Origin of the sequence: Miniimonas arenae, from assembly GCF_006351005.1 — a bacterium.
GTDB classification, from domain to species: Bacteria; Actinomycetota; Actinomycetes; order Actinomycetales; family Beutenbergiaceae; genus Miniimonas; species Miniimonas arenae.
On record NZ_VENP01000023.1, the window covers coordinates 33,218 to 48,414 of the forward strand.

General features: G+C 72.5%; 21 protein-coding genes and 1 pseudogene. 12 read left to right on the plus strand and 10 right to left on the minus strand.

Annotated elements, in window-relative coordinates; genetic code table 11:
* Window positions 1–4: 4 nt before the first annotated feature.
* From FH969_RS07725 to FH969_RS07745, 5 genes are all read left to right on the plus strand, one after another.
* Window positions 5–931 carry a DUF881 domain-containing protein gene (locus tag FH969_RS07725; protein ID WP_139986767.1) on the plus strand — a complete coding sequence of 309 codons (927 nt, stop codon included), beginning with the start codon at window positions 5–7 and terminating at the stop codon, window positions 929–931.
* Between the two features lie 40 nt (window positions 932–971).
* Window positions 972–1,430: an FHA domain-containing protein gene (locus tag FH969_RS07730; RefSeq protein WP_139986769.1), complete on the plus strand. Its 459-nt coding sequence runs from the start codon at window positions 972–974 to the stop codon at window positions 1,428–1,430.
* Window positions 1,427–2,230 (plus strand): transcriptional regulator FtsR, encoded by an 804-nt coding sequence (gene ftsR, locus FH969_RS07735; RefSeq protein WP_246071766.1) that lies wholly within the window; start codon window positions 1,427–1,429, stop codon window positions 2,228–2,230. Before FH969_RS07730 ends, ftsR begins: the two co-directional genes overlap by 4 nt.
* Before the next feature lie 8 nt (window positions 2,231–2,238).
* The gene (locus tag FH969_RS07740; protein ID WP_246071767.1) at window positions 2,239–2,757 is read left to right on the plus strand and encodes a bifunctional nuclease family protein; all 519 of its coding nucleotides are present in this window, start codon (window positions 2,239–2,241) and stop codon (window positions 2,755–2,757) included.
* Window positions 2,758–2,974: 217 nt separating this feature from the next.
* Window positions 2,975–3,562 carry a MerR family transcriptional regulator gene (locus FH969_RS07745; RefSeq protein ID WP_108717404.1) on the plus strand — a complete coding sequence of 196 codons (588 nt, stop codon included), beginning with the start codon at window positions 2,975–2,977 and terminating at the stop codon, window positions 3,560–3,562.
* Window positions 3,563–3,592: 30 nt separating this feature from the next.
* Here FH969_RS07745 and FH969_RS07750 read toward each other — a convergent pair whose 3' ends face one another.
* From FH969_RS07750 to FH969_RS07765, 4 genes are all read right to left on the minus strand, one after another.
* Entirely contained in the window at window positions 3,593–4,144 is a 552-nt protein-coding gene (locus FH969_RS07750) for a DUF1697 domain-containing protein (protein WP_139986773.1), read from the minus strand.
* Between the two features lie 73 nt (window positions 4,145–4,217).
* Window positions 4,218–4,931 (minus strand): alpha/beta fold hydrolase, encoded by a 714-nt coding sequence (locus tag FH969_RS07755; RefSeq protein ID WP_139986775.1) that lies wholly within the window; start codon window positions 4,929–4,931, stop codon window positions 4,218–4,220.
* Between the two features lie 216 nt (window positions 4,932–5,147).
* Entirely contained in the window at window positions 5,148–5,855 is a 708-nt protein-coding gene (locus FH969_RS07760; RefSeq protein WP_139986777.1) for a histidine phosphatase family protein, read from the minus strand.
* A gap of 71 nt (window positions 5,856–5,926) precedes the next feature.
* Window positions 5,927–6,424, minus strand: a complete 498-nt coding sequence (locus FH969_RS07765; RefSeq protein WP_246071768.1) for a P-loop nucleotide/nucleoside kinase family protein — start codon at window positions 6,422–6,424, stop codon at window positions 5,927–5,929.
* 39 nt (window positions 6,425–6,463) lie between these two features.
* On the opposite strand from FH969_RS07765, the gene FH969_RS07770 reads away from it, so the two are divergent.
* The 3 genes from FH969_RS07770 to FH969_RS07780 all read left to right on the plus strand — a co-directional run bounded on the left by FH969_RS07770 (window position 6,464) and on the right by FH969_RS07780 (window position 8,723).
* Window positions 6,464–6,979 (plus strand): DUF4304 domain-containing protein, encoded by a 516-nt coding sequence (locus tag FH969_RS07770; protein WP_139986779.1) that lies wholly within the window; start codon window positions 6,464–6,466, stop codon window positions 6,977–6,979.
* Between the two features lie 173 nt (window positions 6,980–7,152).
* Entirely contained in the window at window positions 7,153–7,560 is a 408-nt protein-coding gene (locus FH969_RS07775) for a YciI family protein (protein WP_139986781.1), read from the plus strand.
* Window positions 7,561–7,565: 5 nt separating this feature from the next.
* On the plus strand, window positions 7,566–8,723 hold the full coding sequence (locus FH969_RS07780; RefSeq protein WP_139986798.1) for an RNA polymerase sigma factor: 1,158 nt from the start codon (window positions 7,566–7,568) through the stop codon (window positions 8,721–8,723).
* On the opposite strand, the gene FH969_RS07785 is transcribed toward FH969_RS07780, so the two are convergent.
* Together FH969_RS07785 and FH969_RS07790 are read right to left on the minus strand one after the other, a co-directional pair.
* Window positions 8,689–9,522, minus strand: a complete 834-nt coding sequence (locus FH969_RS07785; RefSeq protein ID WP_139986783.1) for a phosphotransferase — start codon at window positions 9,520–9,522, stop codon at window positions 8,689–8,691. The genes FH969_RS07780 and FH969_RS07785 overlap by 35 nt on opposite strands.
* Window positions 9,497–10,825, minus strand: a complete 1,329-nt coding sequence (locus FH969_RS07790) for an MFS transporter (protein ID WP_246071769.1) — start codon at window positions 10,823–10,825, stop codon at window positions 9,497–9,499. The genes FH969_RS07785 and FH969_RS07790 overlap by 26 nt, the downstream gene beginning before the upstream one ends.
* A 60-nt stretch (window positions 10,826–10,885) precedes the next feature.
* Between FH969_RS07790 and FH969_RS07795 the strand changes: the two genes are divergently transcribed.
* Together FH969_RS07795 and FH969_RS07800 are read left to right on the plus strand one after the other, a co-directional pair.
* Window positions 10,886–11,554: a TetR/AcrR family transcriptional regulator gene (locus FH969_RS07795; protein WP_139986802.1), complete on the plus strand. Its 669-nt coding sequence runs from the start codon at window positions 10,886–10,888 to the stop codon at window positions 11,552–11,554.
* 136 nt (window positions 11,555–11,690) lie between these two features.
* Window positions 11,691–12,527: pseudogene (locus tag FH969_RS07800) on the plus strand (phosphotransferase).
* 67 nt (window positions 12,528–12,594) lie between these two features.
* Here FH969_RS07800 and FH969_RS15230 read toward each other — a convergent pair.
* Window positions 12,595–12,756, minus strand: coding sequence for a hypothetical protein (locus FH969_RS15230; RefSeq protein ID WP_180359718.1), 162 nt, complete (start codon window positions 12,754–12,756; stop codon window positions 12,595–12,597).
* A gap of 4 nt (window positions 12,757–12,760) precedes the next feature.
* On the opposite strand from FH969_RS15230, the gene FH969_RS07805 reads away from it, so the two are divergent.
* Window positions 12,761–13,279, plus strand: a complete 519-nt coding sequence (locus FH969_RS07805) for a hypothetical protein (protein WP_139986784.1) — start codon at window positions 12,761–12,763, stop codon at window positions 13,277–13,279.
* 25 nt (window positions 13,280–13,304) lie between these two features.
* Here FH969_RS07805 and FH969_RS07810 read toward each other — a convergent pair whose 3' ends face one another.
* The 3 genes from FH969_RS07810 to FH969_RS15965 form a co-directional block, all read right to left on the minus strand.
* Window positions 13,305–13,688, minus strand: a complete 384-nt coding sequence (locus tag FH969_RS07810) for a hypothetical protein (protein WP_139986786.1) — start codon at window positions 13,686–13,688, stop codon at window positions 13,305–13,307.
* Between the two features lie 106 nt (window positions 13,689–13,794).
* Window positions 13,795–14,145, minus strand: a complete 351-nt coding sequence (locus FH969_RS07815) for a hypothetical protein (protein ID WP_139986788.1) — start codon at window positions 14,143–14,145, stop codon at window positions 13,795–13,797.
* A 21-nt stretch (window positions 14,146–14,166) separates the two neighbouring features.
* Window positions 14,167–14,289 (minus strand): hypothetical protein, encoded by a 123-nt coding sequence (locus FH969_RS15965; RefSeq protein ID WP_281285352.1) that lies wholly within the window; start codon window positions 14,287–14,289, stop codon window positions 14,167–14,169.
* A 103-nt stretch (window positions 14,290–14,392) separates the two neighbouring features.
* Here FH969_RS15965 and FH969_RS07825 point away from each other — a divergent pair, with 103 nt between their 5' ends.
* Window positions 14,393–14,950: a hypothetical protein gene (locus FH969_RS07825; RefSeq protein ID WP_139986790.1), complete on the plus strand. Its 558-nt coding sequence runs from the start codon at window positions 14,393–14,395 to the stop codon at window positions 14,948–14,950.
* Window positions 14,951–15,197 lie beyond the last annotated feature (247 nt).

Here is a 15,197-nt window from a genome sequence, read left to right on the forward strand (position 1 = left end):
CGGCATGACGGACGAGCGCCACGGGCGTCATCGCCAGAGCGCCGAGGGTGAGCCGGAGTCGGACGTCGCGCCCGACGGCGAACCCACCCGCGCGGCCGCGTCGCCTGCCGCGTCGGCCGCCTCCGCCGGGGTGCCCGACGGCGAACCGGCCGAGGCGACGTCGCTCGCCGAGGCGAGCTCGCCGTCGTCCACCGCGCCCGACGGCGAACCCGCCACCGCGTCCACGTCGCCGTCCGCCCGCCCGCCGTGGGGTGCCCGGTCGCACCTCCTGGTCGCCGTGCTGTGCGCGGCGCTCGGTTTCGCGCTCGTGGTGCAGGTCCGTCAGACGCACTCGGACTCGCTCGCGCTGCTGCGCCAGGACGACCTGGTGCGCCTCCTGGACGAGATCACCGAGCGCAACGACCAGCTCGAGCAGGAGCAGGCGCAGCTGGTGCTCGACCGGAACGACCTGGAGTCCGGCGTCAGCGCCGCCGAGGTGGCCGCGCGCAACGCCGAGGTCCAGGCGATCCTCGCGGGCACGGTGCCGGTGCAGGGTCCCGGCGTCGAGATCACGGTGCGGGTGGACGAGGGGACCCGCGTGCCGGCGTCGTCGTGGGTCAACCTCATCGAGGAGCTGCGCAACGCGGGTGCCGAGGCGATCGAGATCGACGACGTGCGAGTGGGTGCCTCGACGTGGGTCGGCGACACCGACGAGGGCACCGTGGTCGACGGGCAGCTCATCGACTCACCCGTGCTCGTGCGGGCGATCGGAGACCCGCAGACGCTCGAGGTCGCGCTGGAGATTCCCGGCGGCGCCCTCCCGACGCTGCGGTCCAACGACGCTCGCACCGACGTCAGGCGCGAGGACGAGCTGGAGATCCTGTCGGTGCGGACCCTGCGAGATCCCCAGGTGGCCACGCCGGCCCCTGACCCGTCGCCCAGTTCGGGATAGGGTTGACCCCCTCAGGACGTGCAGGAGAAGGGGACCGGGGATGAGCGGCGACGAGGGGCTGTACCCGCCCGCCGAGGACGGCAGCACGACGGCGCACCTTCCGCCGGTCTCCGACGGCACGGAGCCGCCGGTCGTCTCCTCCGCGCTGCCCACGCCCCAGGCCGCGATCGACGCCCTCCCGCCCTCGAGCGCGCTGCTCGTCGTGCAGCACGGCCCCAACACCGGGGCGCGGTTCCTCCTCGACGCGGACGTGACGTCCGCCGGGCGGGACACGCGCTCGGAGATCTTCCTCGACGACGTCACGGTCTCCCGCCGGCACGCGGAGTTTCGTCGCACGCCCGACGGCTTCGACGTGCGCGACGTGGGCTCGCTGAACGGCACGTACGTCAACCGGGTGCGGATCGAGTCGCTCGACCTGCGCGCGGGCGACGAGGTCCAGATCGGGAAGTACCGGCTCACCTTCCACCCGAGCCCCAACCGCGCGCCGGGCGCTTCGTGACGCGCGCGGCACGCTCGCAGGCCGACCAGGTGCACGCCGAACCCGCCCGCCCGCAGCAGCGGTCGAGTGCCGAGGTCGAGGCGCCGCGCCACCTGGCCGCGCTCGCCACGGAGCCCTGGCCGCGCGGGGTGTCGCGTCGGGCCACGATGAGCATCGGCGCGGTGCTGGGCATCCTGAAGAACGAGTTCCCGGCCGTCAGCCTCTCGAAGATCCGCTTCCTGGAGAACCAGGGCCTCGTCCAGCCCCAGCGCACCCCGGCCGGCTACCGGATGTTCTCCGACGCCGACGTGGAGCGCCTGCGGTTCGCCCTCGCGGCCCAGCGTGACTCGTTCATGCCGCTGCGCGTGATCGGCGAGCGCCTCGCCGAGCTCGACGCCGGCCTCGAAGAGGCGTCCGTGACCGCCGCGCACGCGACCACGACGAGCGCACGCCTGCGCCCCGCGGAGCTCGCCGAGCTCGCGGGCGTCAGCACCGAGCACCTCGCCGAGCTCACCTCCGCCGGGCTCGTCGGCCTGGACGCCGGGGGGCGCTACCCGGCGCACAGCGTGGCCGTGGTCCAGCTCGCCGCCGAGCTCGGCCGCCAGGGCGTGGACCTGCGCCACCTGCGCCAGATGCGCAGCGCCGCGGACCGGCAGGTCGACGTCGTCGCCCAGCTCACCGCGCCGCTGCGCGGCCGGCCGAACAGCCCGCAGGACTCCCGGCAGCGCGAGCGTGCACTCGAGGCCGCCGACGAGCTCTCCGGCCTGCTGAGCCGCCTGCACAGCGCGCTCGTGTCCTCGGGCGTCGAGCGGCTCTTCTAGGCCCGCCGGTGGACGCCGAGCTGCGCCGGATGGCCGTCTTCGGGGTGCACGTGGACTCCGAGGTCGGCGAGGTCATGCTGCTGCTCGTGCTCGATGAGCCGAGCACGGGCGAGGAGGAGCTCGTCGTCCCCGTGTCGATCGGACCACGCGAGGGCGCGGCGATCGCCTCGGTCCAGGCCGGTATCGTGCCTCCGCGGCCGCAGACCCACGATCTCGCGCTAGACCTCCTGCACGCGGCGGGTGGCAGCCTGCTGCAGGTCGAGATCGTCAAGCTGCTCGGCGGCGTGTTCTTCGCCGAGCTCGTGCTCGGCAGCGGCAGACGGGTCGATGCGCGCACCTCGGACGCCGTCGCCCTGGCGCTGCGCGCGAGCGTGCCGATCCTGTGCCACCCGGGCGTGCTCGACGCGGCCGGCGTGCAGGGCGGACCGTGGATCGCTGCGCGCGTGGACAGCGAGGGCGAGCTGGCGGAGTTCCGCGAGTTCCTCGAGAGCGTCGAGCCCGAGGACTTCGACGACCAGGACTCCTGACGTGCGGGACCGGCTGGTTCGGCCGGGCCCGGCGGCGAGTGGTTCGACGAATGTCTCACCCTGTGCTTGAGGGTGAGACATGCCGTAGCGAAACCCGCTCCGGCGTGTCGGGGCGACGTGCGTTGACCCGGCCCCGACCCGTCCCTAGGTTGACTACGATGGATCGACGGCCACCGGGCGAACGCCCGTGAGGTGGCACGACCGGGAGGAGCCTCGGGTGGCGAGCAGCAAGGCGGGTGCGGTCCCGTCGCACCAGATCTCGCAGGGCCTGCTGTTCGGCGAGGAGCTTCCTGACCTCGACGCCAACACCGGCTACCGCGGCCACACGGCGTGCCGTGCCGCCGGCATCACTTACCGCCAGCTCGACTACTGGGCCCGCACCGGGCTCGTCGAGCCGAGCGTGCGCCCCGCCACCGGCTCGGGCACGCAGCGGCTGTACTCCTTCCGCGACATCCTCGTGCTCAAGGTCGTCAAGCGGCTGCTCGACACGGGCGTCTCGCTCCAGCAGATCCGCCAGGCGGTCGAGCACCTGCGCGAGCGCGGGGTCGAGGACCTCGCCCGGATCACGCTGATGAGCGACGGCGCCTCGGTGTACGAGTGCACCTCCGCGGACGAGGTGTTCGACCTCGTCCAGGGCGGCCAGGGGGTCTTCGGCATCGCCGTCGGCCGCGTGTGGCGCGAGGTCGAGGCGACCATCGCCACCTTCCCCGTCGAGGCGGCGGAGGAGAACCAGGTGGCCGAGCCCGAGGTGCACCCCGGCGACGAGCTCGCGCACCGTCGCGCGGCGAAGCGCCAGGTCGGCTGAGCCCGAGGCGTCTCTCGGCACTCTCGTCTCTCAGTCCTCGCAGAGCTTGCGCATGGTGCGCACGTTGCGCGTGGTCGTGACCAGCCTCGTCTTCGCCGTCACCTTCGACACGGGCGTGACCAGCGACGACCCCTTCGGGCACCACCAGTAGACGAGCCGGGCGCCGAGCTCGACCGCCTCCTGCGCGGGGTCGTCCCCGACGACGGCGGCCATCGCCTCGTGCAGCGCCCGCGCCGCGGGTTCGTCCTCGGTGAGCACGAGGTAGGCGTGGTGCGTGGTCGCGTCCGCGAGGTACGGGCAGCGCTCGACGGCGTCGCGCACCTCCTCCTGGGTCCGCACGAGGAGCGGCACGTCCCTCCCGAACCGCTCGCCGACCGCCGCCTCGGCACGGGTACGCACCGTCGATGCCGCGGACGCGGACGCCCCGCCGGTCGTGGTGACGAGGGCGTTGCCGCTCGCGAGCACCGTGCGGACGTCGTCGAAGCCCGCGTCGGCCAGGCAGGCCTTGAGATCGGCTGACCGGATCGTCACGCCGCCGACATTGACACCGCGCAGCAGCAGTGCCCAGCGCGTGCTCGTCATCCTTGCTCCTCCCTCGTAACCCGCGCTCGACGGGCCGAAGCTCGTCCCGTCGAGCTCGTCGCGTCGACCCGCGTCAGGCCGGTCCGACCGCGTCCGCGAGGGCAGCGGCGAGATCGGCCGGCCGGGTCAGCTGGGGCCAGTGCCCGGTGGGCAGGTCGATCCAGGTCACATCGCGGACGAGGGAGACCTCGTGGACGTAGCCGTGCCACGGGTGGTCGTCGTCCTGCGCCATCGCCTGGAGGTCGGCCGAGGGGAACTCGCACGTGATCACCGTGATCGGGACGTCGTAGCGGCGTTCGTCGGTGAGGACCTGCTTGTCCTGGGCGACGTGCGCGGGCACGTCGATCGCGATCCGTCGGAACGTGTCGCGGATCTGGGGCGTCATGCCCACGAGATCGGCGTCGTCGAACACCGACCAGTCCGGCAGCGGGATCACGCCGTCCACGACCGGGAGCTCGTCGTTGATGCACTTGCCCTCCGCCAGGGGAAGGCTGTCCACGTAGATCGCGCGAGTGACCGCCTCGGGCCGCGCATCCACCACGGCATGAATGACCGCCCCGCCGCCGGAGTGCCCGACGAGTACGACCGGCTCGACGCTCGCGTCCACGCGGGCGACGACGTCGTCGACCTGGTCGGCTAGCGTCACCTCGGCGCGGTGGTCGTTCTCCCGCTCGACGCCGGGCAGCGTGACCGGCTCGACCGTGTGCCCCGCCTCGACGAGCGGGGGAGTGATGTCGTCCCAGGACGATCCGTCGAGCCAGAACCCCGGTACCAGGATGATGCGCATGCCGGCCACGCTAGACCGGCCCTCCGACAACACGGAACCTCGGGGTGCGCCGCGTCTGAGGTGGACGTGGCGATGGCAGCATCCACGTCGACCGCGCCGAGGACAGCGCAGCCGCGTCTGAGGTGGACGTGGCGACGGCAGCGTCCACGTGAGACGCGTCGGGAACAGCGCAGCCGCGTCTGAGGTGGACAAGGCGACCGCGGCGAGCCCAACGACTCACCGAGCGGGTGGAGCTGCTTCCTCGGTGACAGCCTCACCTTGCGGCGGCTCGACCACCTCGGCGGCCGCGCCGTCGGACGTGGGATCGGCGAGCTCCGGACCGCCGAGCGCCGGCTCGTGCCAGCGCTCGAGGTGCCACTCACCCGGCTCGCCGACGAGGACGGCGGCACCGGTGTTCGACACCGGCGCGTAGGCGACGTCGCGGGCGTGGGCGTTGCGCGCGCGGGCCGCGACCCACACGCGGATCATCGCGCCGTGCGTGACGAGCGCCGCGACCTCGGCGCCGGACTCGGCCGCCTCGGCGACCACCCCGTCGAACCGGGCGAGGGTCTGCGCGCCGTCCTCCTCGCCGTCGGGCATGCGCGTGCTGAGGTCCCCGTCGATCCAGCCGAGGGCGATGCGCAGGTACGTCTGGACGTCCTCGTGGTGGTTGGACATCTCCAGCGAGCCGGCGCCGATCTCGCGGATCTCTCGGCGCACCTGGACGGGCAGCTCGAGCGCCCGGGCGAGGGGCGCGGCGGTCTGCTGCGTCCGGACGAGGGTCGAGGCGTAGAGCGCGCCGATCCCGGCGTCGCCGAGCGTCTCGACGAGGGCATCGGCCTGGGCGCGCCCGAGGTCGGTGAGGTCGGCTCCGGGTTCGGCGGTGTCGAGGTGGTGGCCGACGTTGGAGTGGGTCTGGCCGTGCCGGACGAGGATCAGGCGCACCACGCCACCCTACGTCGCGGCGCGTGAGGCAGGACCGGCTGACGGATGTGTGCGGCCCTGCACCGCGAGGGCTACGCGCCGGTGAGGATGCGCAGCGGACCCTCGTCCGCCGTCGGGACCTCGAACCCGTCGAGGTACCGCACGGCCAGGTCGGCCGGGACGATCACGTCGTGCGGCCCGTTGCCCTCGCGCCCGCGCAGCCGCTCGAGCACGACGGCGCGCGGCGTCGCGAGGTAGTAGACGACAGGCTCGACGGCGAGCGGCCGCAGCACCACGCGGTAGGACTCGCGCGAGGCTCGCGACCAGAACGAGGTGTCGACCGCGACTCGCGCGCCGTCGCGGACGAGCGCGACGAGGCGCCGCTGCAGCTCGGCGTGGATCGAGCGCGCGGCGTCGTCCGGCAGGGGGTGGACGCGGTGGCCGCGGGCCCACGCCTCCTCGTCGAAGGAGAGCACGACGGCGCCGCCGGCGGCGAGCCGGCCGGCGAGCGTCGACTTTCCGGAGCCCGCGGGCCCGCAGATGAGGACCACCCGGTCCTCGGGTCCGGGCGCGGGCGCGGGTGACGTCACGACGGTCACGGTACTGGCGGGACGTGCGATGCTCGGCGGATGGACGCGGCGACGCGGGTCGAGGGCGTGTGCGCGGAGGTGTTCGGGCAGCGCGGCTTCCGCAAACGCGCCCGGAGCTGGTATCGGACCACCTCCGCGGGCGAGTACCAGGTGGTCAACCTGCAGCGCTCGCCGTGGGGGAGCGGGAGCTGCTACCTCAACCTCGGGTGGGACGTGGACGCGTCGTCGTTCCGGTCGGAGAACCGGTGTCTCCTCCGGCTCCGCGCGCAGGAGACGGGCGTGGTCGAGCCGACCCGCCTGGTGCGAGGCGACGGGGTGACCGAGGTCGAGGTCCCCGGGACCGCACTGCTGGACGAGGAGGTGAGCAGCACGATGCCCGAGGCCGCGTTCGCCGCGGAGGTGCGCCGCGCCGTCGTCCTTCCGGTGGCGGACCTGCTCGAACGCACGCCGTCGATCGTCGACCTCGTGCCGTTCCTCACCGCCAAGCCGTGGTTCGCGCTCCGTGACGCTCGCGCGGAGCTCGCCCGACGGGGCCACGAGCTCCCGGCGGGGTGACTCGGGCAGCTCGGGGTGACTTCGGCGTGATGTCGAGGAGACGCTGACACGCCGCGCCGACCCGGGAAGAACCTCTCGTACGCAGTGGCGCCGGAGATGTCGAGATCCGCCGCGCTGCTTCGTCCCCCGGATGAGCGCGGCCAGAATGGCCGCATCGATCGAAGGAGCCGACGATGGCCAAGTACCTCCTGCTCAAGCACTACCGCGGCGCCCCGGCCGCCGAGAACGACGTGCCGATGGACCGCTGGACGCCCGAGGAGGTCGCGGCGCACATCCAGTTCATGCAGGACTTCGCGTCGCGGCTGGAGGAGTCGGGGGAGTTCGTCGACGCGCAGGCGCTCGCGCCCGAAGGCACGTGGGTGCGGTTCGACGGCGAGGGTCGCCCGCCGGTCACCGACGGCCCCTTCGCCGAGACGAAGGACCTGATCGCGGGCTGGATGGCGATCGACGTCGACTCCCGCGAGCGCGCCCTCGAGCTCGCCGCGGAGCTGTCCTCCGCACCCGGGGCGGGCGGCCGGCCGATCCACGAGTGGCTCGAGCTGCGGCCCTTCCTCAGCGAGCCGCCGACCGTCACGGAGTGACTGCGGTGGACGAGGGCCTCGTCCGGTCGCTCACGCCGTCGGTGATCGGGGCCCTCGTCCGCCGCGGCGCGGACTTCGCCGCCGCCGAGGACGCGACGCAGGAGGCGCTCGTCGAGGCGCTGCGCCGCTGGCCGAGCGATCCGCCGCGGGACCCGACGGCGTGGCTCGTCACGGTCGCGTGGCGCAAGTTCCTCGACGCCACCAGGGCCCAGACGTCGCGGCGCGAGCGGGAGCTGCGCGTGGAGCGCGAGCCCGCGGCGCCCGTCGGGTCCGCCCACGACGACACGCTCACGCTGTACTTCCTGTGCACCCACCCGAGCCTCACGTCCGCGTCGGCCGTCGCGCTGACGCTGCGCGCGGTCGCGGGACTCAGCACGCGGCAGATCGCCGAGGCGTACCTCGTCCCCGAGGCGACGATGGCGCAGCGCATCAGCCGCGCCAAGCGGACGGTCGCGGGCGTGCGACTCGACGAGCCCGGCGACGTCGGGACGGTCCTACGGGTGCTCTACCTCGTCTTCAACGAGGGGTTCTCGGGCGACGTCGACCTCGCGGCGGAGGCCATCCGCCTCACGCGGCAGCTCGCGGCGCTCGTCGACCACGAGGAGGTGCTCGGCCTGCTCGCCCTCATGCTGCTGCACCACGCGAGGCGAGAGGCTCGGCGAACGGCGGACGGCGCCGTCGTGCCGCTCGCCGAGCAGGACCGCACCCGCTGGGACACCGCCGCGATCGCGGAGGGCGTCGCACTGCTGCAGTCGGCGCTCGCCCGCGACCGCCTCGGGGAGTACCAGGCGCAGGCGGCGATCGCCGCCCTGCACGCGGACGCCCGCACGACGGCGGAGACCGACTGGGTGCAGATCGTCGAGTGGTACGACGAACTGGTAAGCCTCACGCCCAACCCCGTCGCCCGACTCAACCGCGCGGTCGCGGTCGGGGAGGCGGACGGGGCCCGCGCCGGGCTCGCCGCGCTCGACGAGCTGGACCCCGGGCTGCCGCGGTACGCCGCGGTGGCCGCGCACCTGCACGAGCGCGACGGCGACCTCGTCACCGCGGCCGCGCTGTACGCCGAGGCGGCGCGGGCGGCGACCAGTGCGGCGGAGCGCGACCACCTCGTGCTGCAGGCGGCACGGCTCAACCAGCGCGCGGCGGCATCCCCGGCGCCGTAGGCGCACCAGGCGCGGCAGGCGCACCAGACGAGCCGGGTTCGACGGCGAGCGCGTCCGCCCAGGCGGCCGAGTGCCGCTCGACGTACCCTGCGGCGCCCGCCCAGTGCGCGCCGTGACCGCTGGTGTACATCGAGCCCCACGGCTCGACGCCCGACTCGTGGGAGCGCCGCAGCAGGTCGTACATGGCCCGACAGCGCTGGGTCATCGCGTCGGGCAGGGCGCGGCGCAGCGCGGTGTCGGCCCCGTACCCGTCGACGAACGCGGCAAGGCGGCGTGCGGCGTGGGCCGGGCGCTCGCCGTCGACCAGGTGCGCGAAGGACTGCGCGGCGTAGGCGAGGTCCCACAGGCGTGAGCTCGGTCCTGCGCCGTCCCAGTCGATGAAGACGAGGCGCTCGCCGTCGAGCACGAGGTTCCAGGGCGCGAGGTCCTGGTGGCACATGAGGTCCGGCTCCGCCGCGGGCAGCAGCACGGGGTGCTCGCGAGGCAGGGCGAAGCCCACGCTCGCGTCGTGGATCGACCGCACGAGGCCACCGACGCGTCGCAGGAGCGCGTCGTCCAGCGGCTGCCGTGCCATCGCGAGCTCGCCCGGCACGTACTCGAGCACGAGGCGTCCGCGCTCGTCCCGGCCGAGGGGGCGCGGCGCGTCGACGCCGCGTCCGCGCAGGTGGTGCAGGTAGGCCAGCACCGTCGGAGTGGCCTCGGTCCACGGCTTGCGGACCGTGTCACCCACGCGCACGACGGCGCCGCTCGCGTTCCCGCCGGCGAGCGGCTCCTCAGGGGGTTCGGGAGGCGGCGGCATCGCTCGACGGTACCGACGTCGAGGCACGACGAGCGACCAGCCCGCTGAGCCGCTCGGACATGACCAGGCCGAGGACCGCGAGGACGCCGACGAACAGCGGGAAGATCCACAGGCCCACCCAGCCCGACAGGACGCCGAACAGCGGCGGCATGAAGGTCGAGCCGCTGTAGGCCGCGGCCATCTGGATACCGATGATGGCCTGGGAGCTGTTGCGGCCGAAGTTCACCGGGGTGGAGTGGATGATCGCGGGATAGATCGGCGCGCTGCCGAGGCCGGCGACGACGAGTCCCGCGAGTGCGAGGACCGGCGTCGGCAGCGGCAGGGCGATGAGCACGACGCCGAGCGCGACCGTGAGGAAACCGCCGCGGATGAGGGCGCGATCGCCGACGCGGTCGGCCACGAAGCCCGCGAGGAAGCGACCGCCGGTGATGCCGAGCAGGTACAGCGAGGCGAAGGCGGCCGCGGTCGCGGGCGTCACGCCGCGATCGGTGACGAGGTAGGTCGACGCCCACAGGATCGAGGTGCTCTCGAGTGCGCAGTACGCGAAGAAGGCGAGCAGCACCAGGGGGACGCCGGGGATCCGCAGGGCGGTCGCCAGGGGGACGTGACCACCGCGCGTGGTGGGCTCGTGCGCGGGGGCGGGCTCGCCGTCGTGCGTGAAGGTGGGCTCGCCGTCGTGCGTGGAGGGCTCGGCGTCGTGCGCGGGAACGCGCGGATGCACCTTGCCCCACAGCGGGAGGCTCGCGAGGAGGAGGCCGGTGAGCACGACCTGCACCACGCCGATGATGCGGTAGGCGCCGGACCAGCCCAGGCCGGACGTGATCGCGTGGCTCATGACGAAGGGGCTGATCGAGGCGCCGACGCCCCAGAAGCTGTGCAGCCAGTTCATGTGGCGTGCGGCGTAGTGCAGGGCGACGTAGTTGTTGAGCGCGGCGTCGACGGCACCGGCGCCGAGCCCGTACGGGATCGCCCACAGGCAGAGCACCCAGAACGATCCGGTGACCGAGAAGCCGAGCAGCGCCGCGGCGGTCATGCCGACGCTGACCGCCGTGACGAGGCCGGCGCCGAACCGGCGGGTGAGCCGCTCCGACAGGAGGCTGGAGGCGATGGTGCCGCCCGCGATGAGCATCGTGATGATGCCTGCGTAGGCGAGCGGGACGGCGAGGTCCTCGTGCATTACGGGCCAGCCGGAGCCGACGAGGGAGTCCGGCAGCCCGAGGCTGACGAAGGCGACGTAGATGATCGCCAGGAGGAGGGAGTACATCGAGCGGGGCCTCTCGAGGGCGTCGTGCGGTCGGTCCATCGTACGCACGTTTATGGACGTACGTACACACTCCGGGTAGCGTCACGTCTTGTGACGACCATGCACGACGGCGAGCCCGCCCTGGGAGAGGAGCGCTCGCCGTCGGCGTCGCGTGGGGGAGAGGAGCGCTCGCCGTCGGGGTCGGCTTCACGTGGTCCGGGCGAGACGTCACGCCGGGGTTCCCGCCAGGGCAGGCGCAACGACCCCGGCCGACGCGACCGCATCGTCGACGCGTGCCTCAAGGTCATCGCACGCGACGGCGTCGCGGGGACGTCCCACCGCAGGGTCGCGGCGGAGGCCGACGTGCCGCTCGGCGCCATGACGTACTACTTCGACGGCATGGGGGAGCTGCTGCACGAGGCGTTCGCGCGGTTCGCGACCACGGTCAGCGATCGGTTCGAGGCGCGGATGGCGCAGGCGAGGTCGCGCGAGGAGGCGCGCGACGCCGTCGTGGCCCTCATCCTCGAGGACGTGTTCACCAGCCAGCGCGAGCTCGTGCTGTCCCACGAGCTCTACACGCTCGCGGCGCGCGACGCCGCGTACCGCGACCTCACGACGGCGTGGATGGCTCGCAGCCGGGCGGCGCTCGAGCGCCACTTCGATCCGGAGACCGCGCGCATGCTGGACGCGCTGATCGAGGGGCTCACGATCCATCGTGCGCTCGACGCGCAGGCGCGGGATGCGCGGGAGGTGGAGCTCGCCGTCGGGCGCCTCACCGCGTCGAAATAGACACGGCGTCGGCGGGCGACTCCGCCAACATCGCGAGGTGAGCGCACCCACTGCTCGGCCGGCGGACGCCGTTCCGGACCCGAATCTCGTCTCCGCACTGCTGCGGGAGCAGGTCCCTGAGCTGGCCGACCTGCCCGTGCGGGCGAGCGAGACCCAGGGGAGCAGCAACTGGGTGTTCCGGGTCGGGGACGCGCTGGCCGTGCGCCTGCCGCGGTCCGACCGCTACGTCTGGGACCTGGAGAACGAGCTGCACTGGCTGCCGCGCCTCGCGCCTCACCTGCCCGTGGCCGTGCCCGAGGTGGTCGCCGTGGGCGGGCCGAGCGTGCTCTTCGCCCGGCCGTGGACGGTGGTGACCTGGGTGCCGGGCGAGCTGCCGCTGCCGACTTCGCTGGACGGGCCGCGGTAGGCGCGCCTGGCCCGGTCGCTGGGCGCGTTCGTCCGGAGCCTGCACCTCGTCGACCCACCCGACGTGCCCGCCGGGTCCGAGCACTGGGGCTACCGCTGCGGAGAGCCGGTCACCGACGCGATCGACAGGTGGGCCGAGGACGCGGCCGACGCGCTGGCCGATCTGTTCGACCCGTCCGGGGTCCGCGAGGCGTGGCGTCGGGTGCGCGAGCTCCCGGGAGGGTCGGGGGCGGCGTGTGTCGTGCACACCGACCTCTCGGAGGAGAACCTTCTCGTCGGGCCCGACGGCGAGCTCGCCGGCGTCGTCGACTTCGGCGGCACTGGTGTGGGAGACAGGTCCGTGGACCTGCTCTACGCGTGGAGCATCTTCGACGACCCTGCTCGAGAGGTCTTCCGGGACGCCGCCGGGGCGGACGAGGCGACGTGGACCCGTGCCCGGGCGTGGGCGTTCGTCGGTCCCGGCCTGCTCACGATCGCGAGCTATCGCCACACCATGCCCGCTCGGGTCGAGCGACTCACCGTGATGGTGGAGAGGATCGCAGCGGAGGTCGGCGTGCGGCTGCGGTGAGGGCGCGCGGTCCTGCGCACCTCTGCCGCAAGATGGGGTCCAGGCCCGCGACGAGGCGGGGTGGAGCTCAGGAGAGGGTGTCGAGGATGAGGCGGGGGTCGCTCCCACTGACCGTGGCGATGGTGGCGTGGGGGTTGTCGGCGTGCGCGGTCGCGACGGGAGGGACGGCGGAGAGCGCTGAGTCGCCCTCGCCCGCGTCGGCACCGACGACATCGGCGGCTACCGTCACAAGCGTGCCTACGTTGAGCGCGGCGAGCATCGGCTGGCTCGAGGAGCTGAGGACCAACCTCCGCGAGGCCAGGGAGCAGTCGGCGCAGGAGCGCGCAGAAGCCGAGCCGATCCTCCCGATGCCTCCCGGCTCCACGTGGGGGCTGAACGAGGCGTTCCCGGAGCTGGAGTCACAGATCTCCGCGCTGGAGTCGGGCGACGATCTCCCCGACGGTGCGTCACAGCCGACAAAGGTCTGGTACGAGGAGGGCTACTTCAAGGCGAAGATGGCGCTCGACTGGCAGTGTGCCTGGTTGTCGGAGGCGGTGAGCCAGTACGACCTGGGGAACGTCGAGGACGCCGAGTACGCCGTCGCGCAGCTCCGGTCGTTCGAGGACAACCCGCTCGTCTCCCACTTCCCCGACTACGGGTTCTACCTGGCCACCTACGTGGACCCGTTGGGTCCGGGGGACACGTCGGTCGCGGCGGACACGCTGCGGTACTGCTCCACCGCGTCACTGGTGCCCGCGTACCGCGAGCAGTGACGGTCGACGTCCTCGGAGGACGTGTTCACTGAGGGTAAGGGCTGAGCCAGTTGTGCTGGTGGAGGACGACCACCGCGGTCCACAGCAACACGGAGAAGAGCGCAAGGGAGACGCCGAACCACGTCAGCGTGACGCGCTTGGCCGCAGCGAGGCATGCGAAGACCGGAGCCGCCAGAGCGACCGCGGCCCTGAGCCAGGGCCTCGCGTCCGGAATCTCCCCGACCAGCACCATCAGCAGGAGCAGAACTGCTGTCGCCGAGGCCGCGAAGCCCCAGAACGCGCACGTGCGTACGACTGACGAGGAGTCAGCGCGCGACGCTCCGGCACGCCACATCACCGCCGAGATGAATGACAGCGACACGCTGATGAGGAGCGCGACGATCGTGCTGGTGTCGGGGAAGGGGAGCATGTCCCAGAGACTCCAGGCTGCTCCCGCAGCCAAGATGCTCGCGACGCCAGCGAGCGCGGCCGCGACCTCCCGCGCGGCTCGAACTGGACTTCGGCTTCGGCCTTCTTCAGCGAGCTGCCGGGTCATCGTGTAATCGAGTCGAGCCGGTGAAAGAGACGGGCTTACCGTTGGCGCGGGCGTAGGCGATCTCACGGCTGGTGGACTCGCCGATGTAGCCGCCCGGATTGACCACCAGGACACGGTCGGCGAGGTCGATCTTTCGCAGGTGCAGGGCGTCCAGAGCGGCCTTCTGCTCGGCTGTGATCGGCTCGCCCCCGCCGAGGCCGTCAGCTCGACTGAACACACCTGGCGCGACGACGATCGCGCCGGCGAACGTGAGATCGCGGTTCGCGGCGGCCATCTCCTCGACGAAACGCGTCGACCCGCAGAGGCACACGATCTCGGAACGGTCGGGCACGTCAGGCGCCCACGATGGTGTTCACCGACGACCCGAGTCGATGAGTGCGAACACGTCGTCGTCGGTCACCACGGTGGTGCTCGTCGCTACGAGTCGGCCGTCGGCGTCACGCTCGAGCCGGGCCAAATCGATCGGGGCCTTCATGAGATCAAACTACCCGTCGCACCCCATTTGCTGCTGTCGCGAGCGTGCAGACAGGCCTTGCGGTGGGCGACGGCGAGCTCGGGCATGCAGCACACTGCTGGCCATGCGAGTGCGCCCGTCACGCTGTGCGGCACTGACCGCCGGGGCCCTGGTGGCAGGGCTGGTCTCTTCATGCGGCACCTCGTCGACTTCTGCGTCTCGACACGAGCTGTTCGCGAGCCTCAACGAGATCTCGCAGGCGAGCGATCTGGTGATCGTGGGACGTACCGACCCGCAGGACGTCGACTCTCCAGCACGGGACTGGCCGGACCTCACCGTCTCAACGGCGGAAGTTCTGGAGGTGTTGGCGCACGGCAGCACCGACGATGCCAACGTCACGACGTCCGGCTCGCTCGTCCGTGTGTGGCAGACGGGGAGGAACGACAACGCCGACGCGCCGATGCTTACCCTCGAGCCGGGCGGTGTCTATCTGCTGTACCTGACTCATATGGGGCTCGAGGGAGCCGACGACAGCGACTACTACATCACGGGCGCGACGGCCGGCGTCTATGTCCTGTCCGGCGGCATGGAGCTGAGCGAGACCGCCGTCTTCGTTCGTGCTGACCCGACGTCGGACGATACGTTGCCCAGAGAGGTCACGCTCGGGGAGGCCCGCGACTGAGTTCGGGTGCGTCGCCGCGGTGGCTTCAGGGGAGACGCGGGGGGTGTCACCCCGGACGTCAGATCTTGGAACTGACATAATGCACATTATCGGCGTCTTGCACAGCAATGGGCTGAGCAGCGCCTTGGCCCACACTCGCCGAGGCCTTGCGGTTCGCCCCATATCCGGCTCTTCCCAGTTGAGGGTGTAGCCGGCTGCCGGGCAGGCGCGGGGTCGGTCGGCGCGTCGGTGCCTGGGTAGAGGTCGA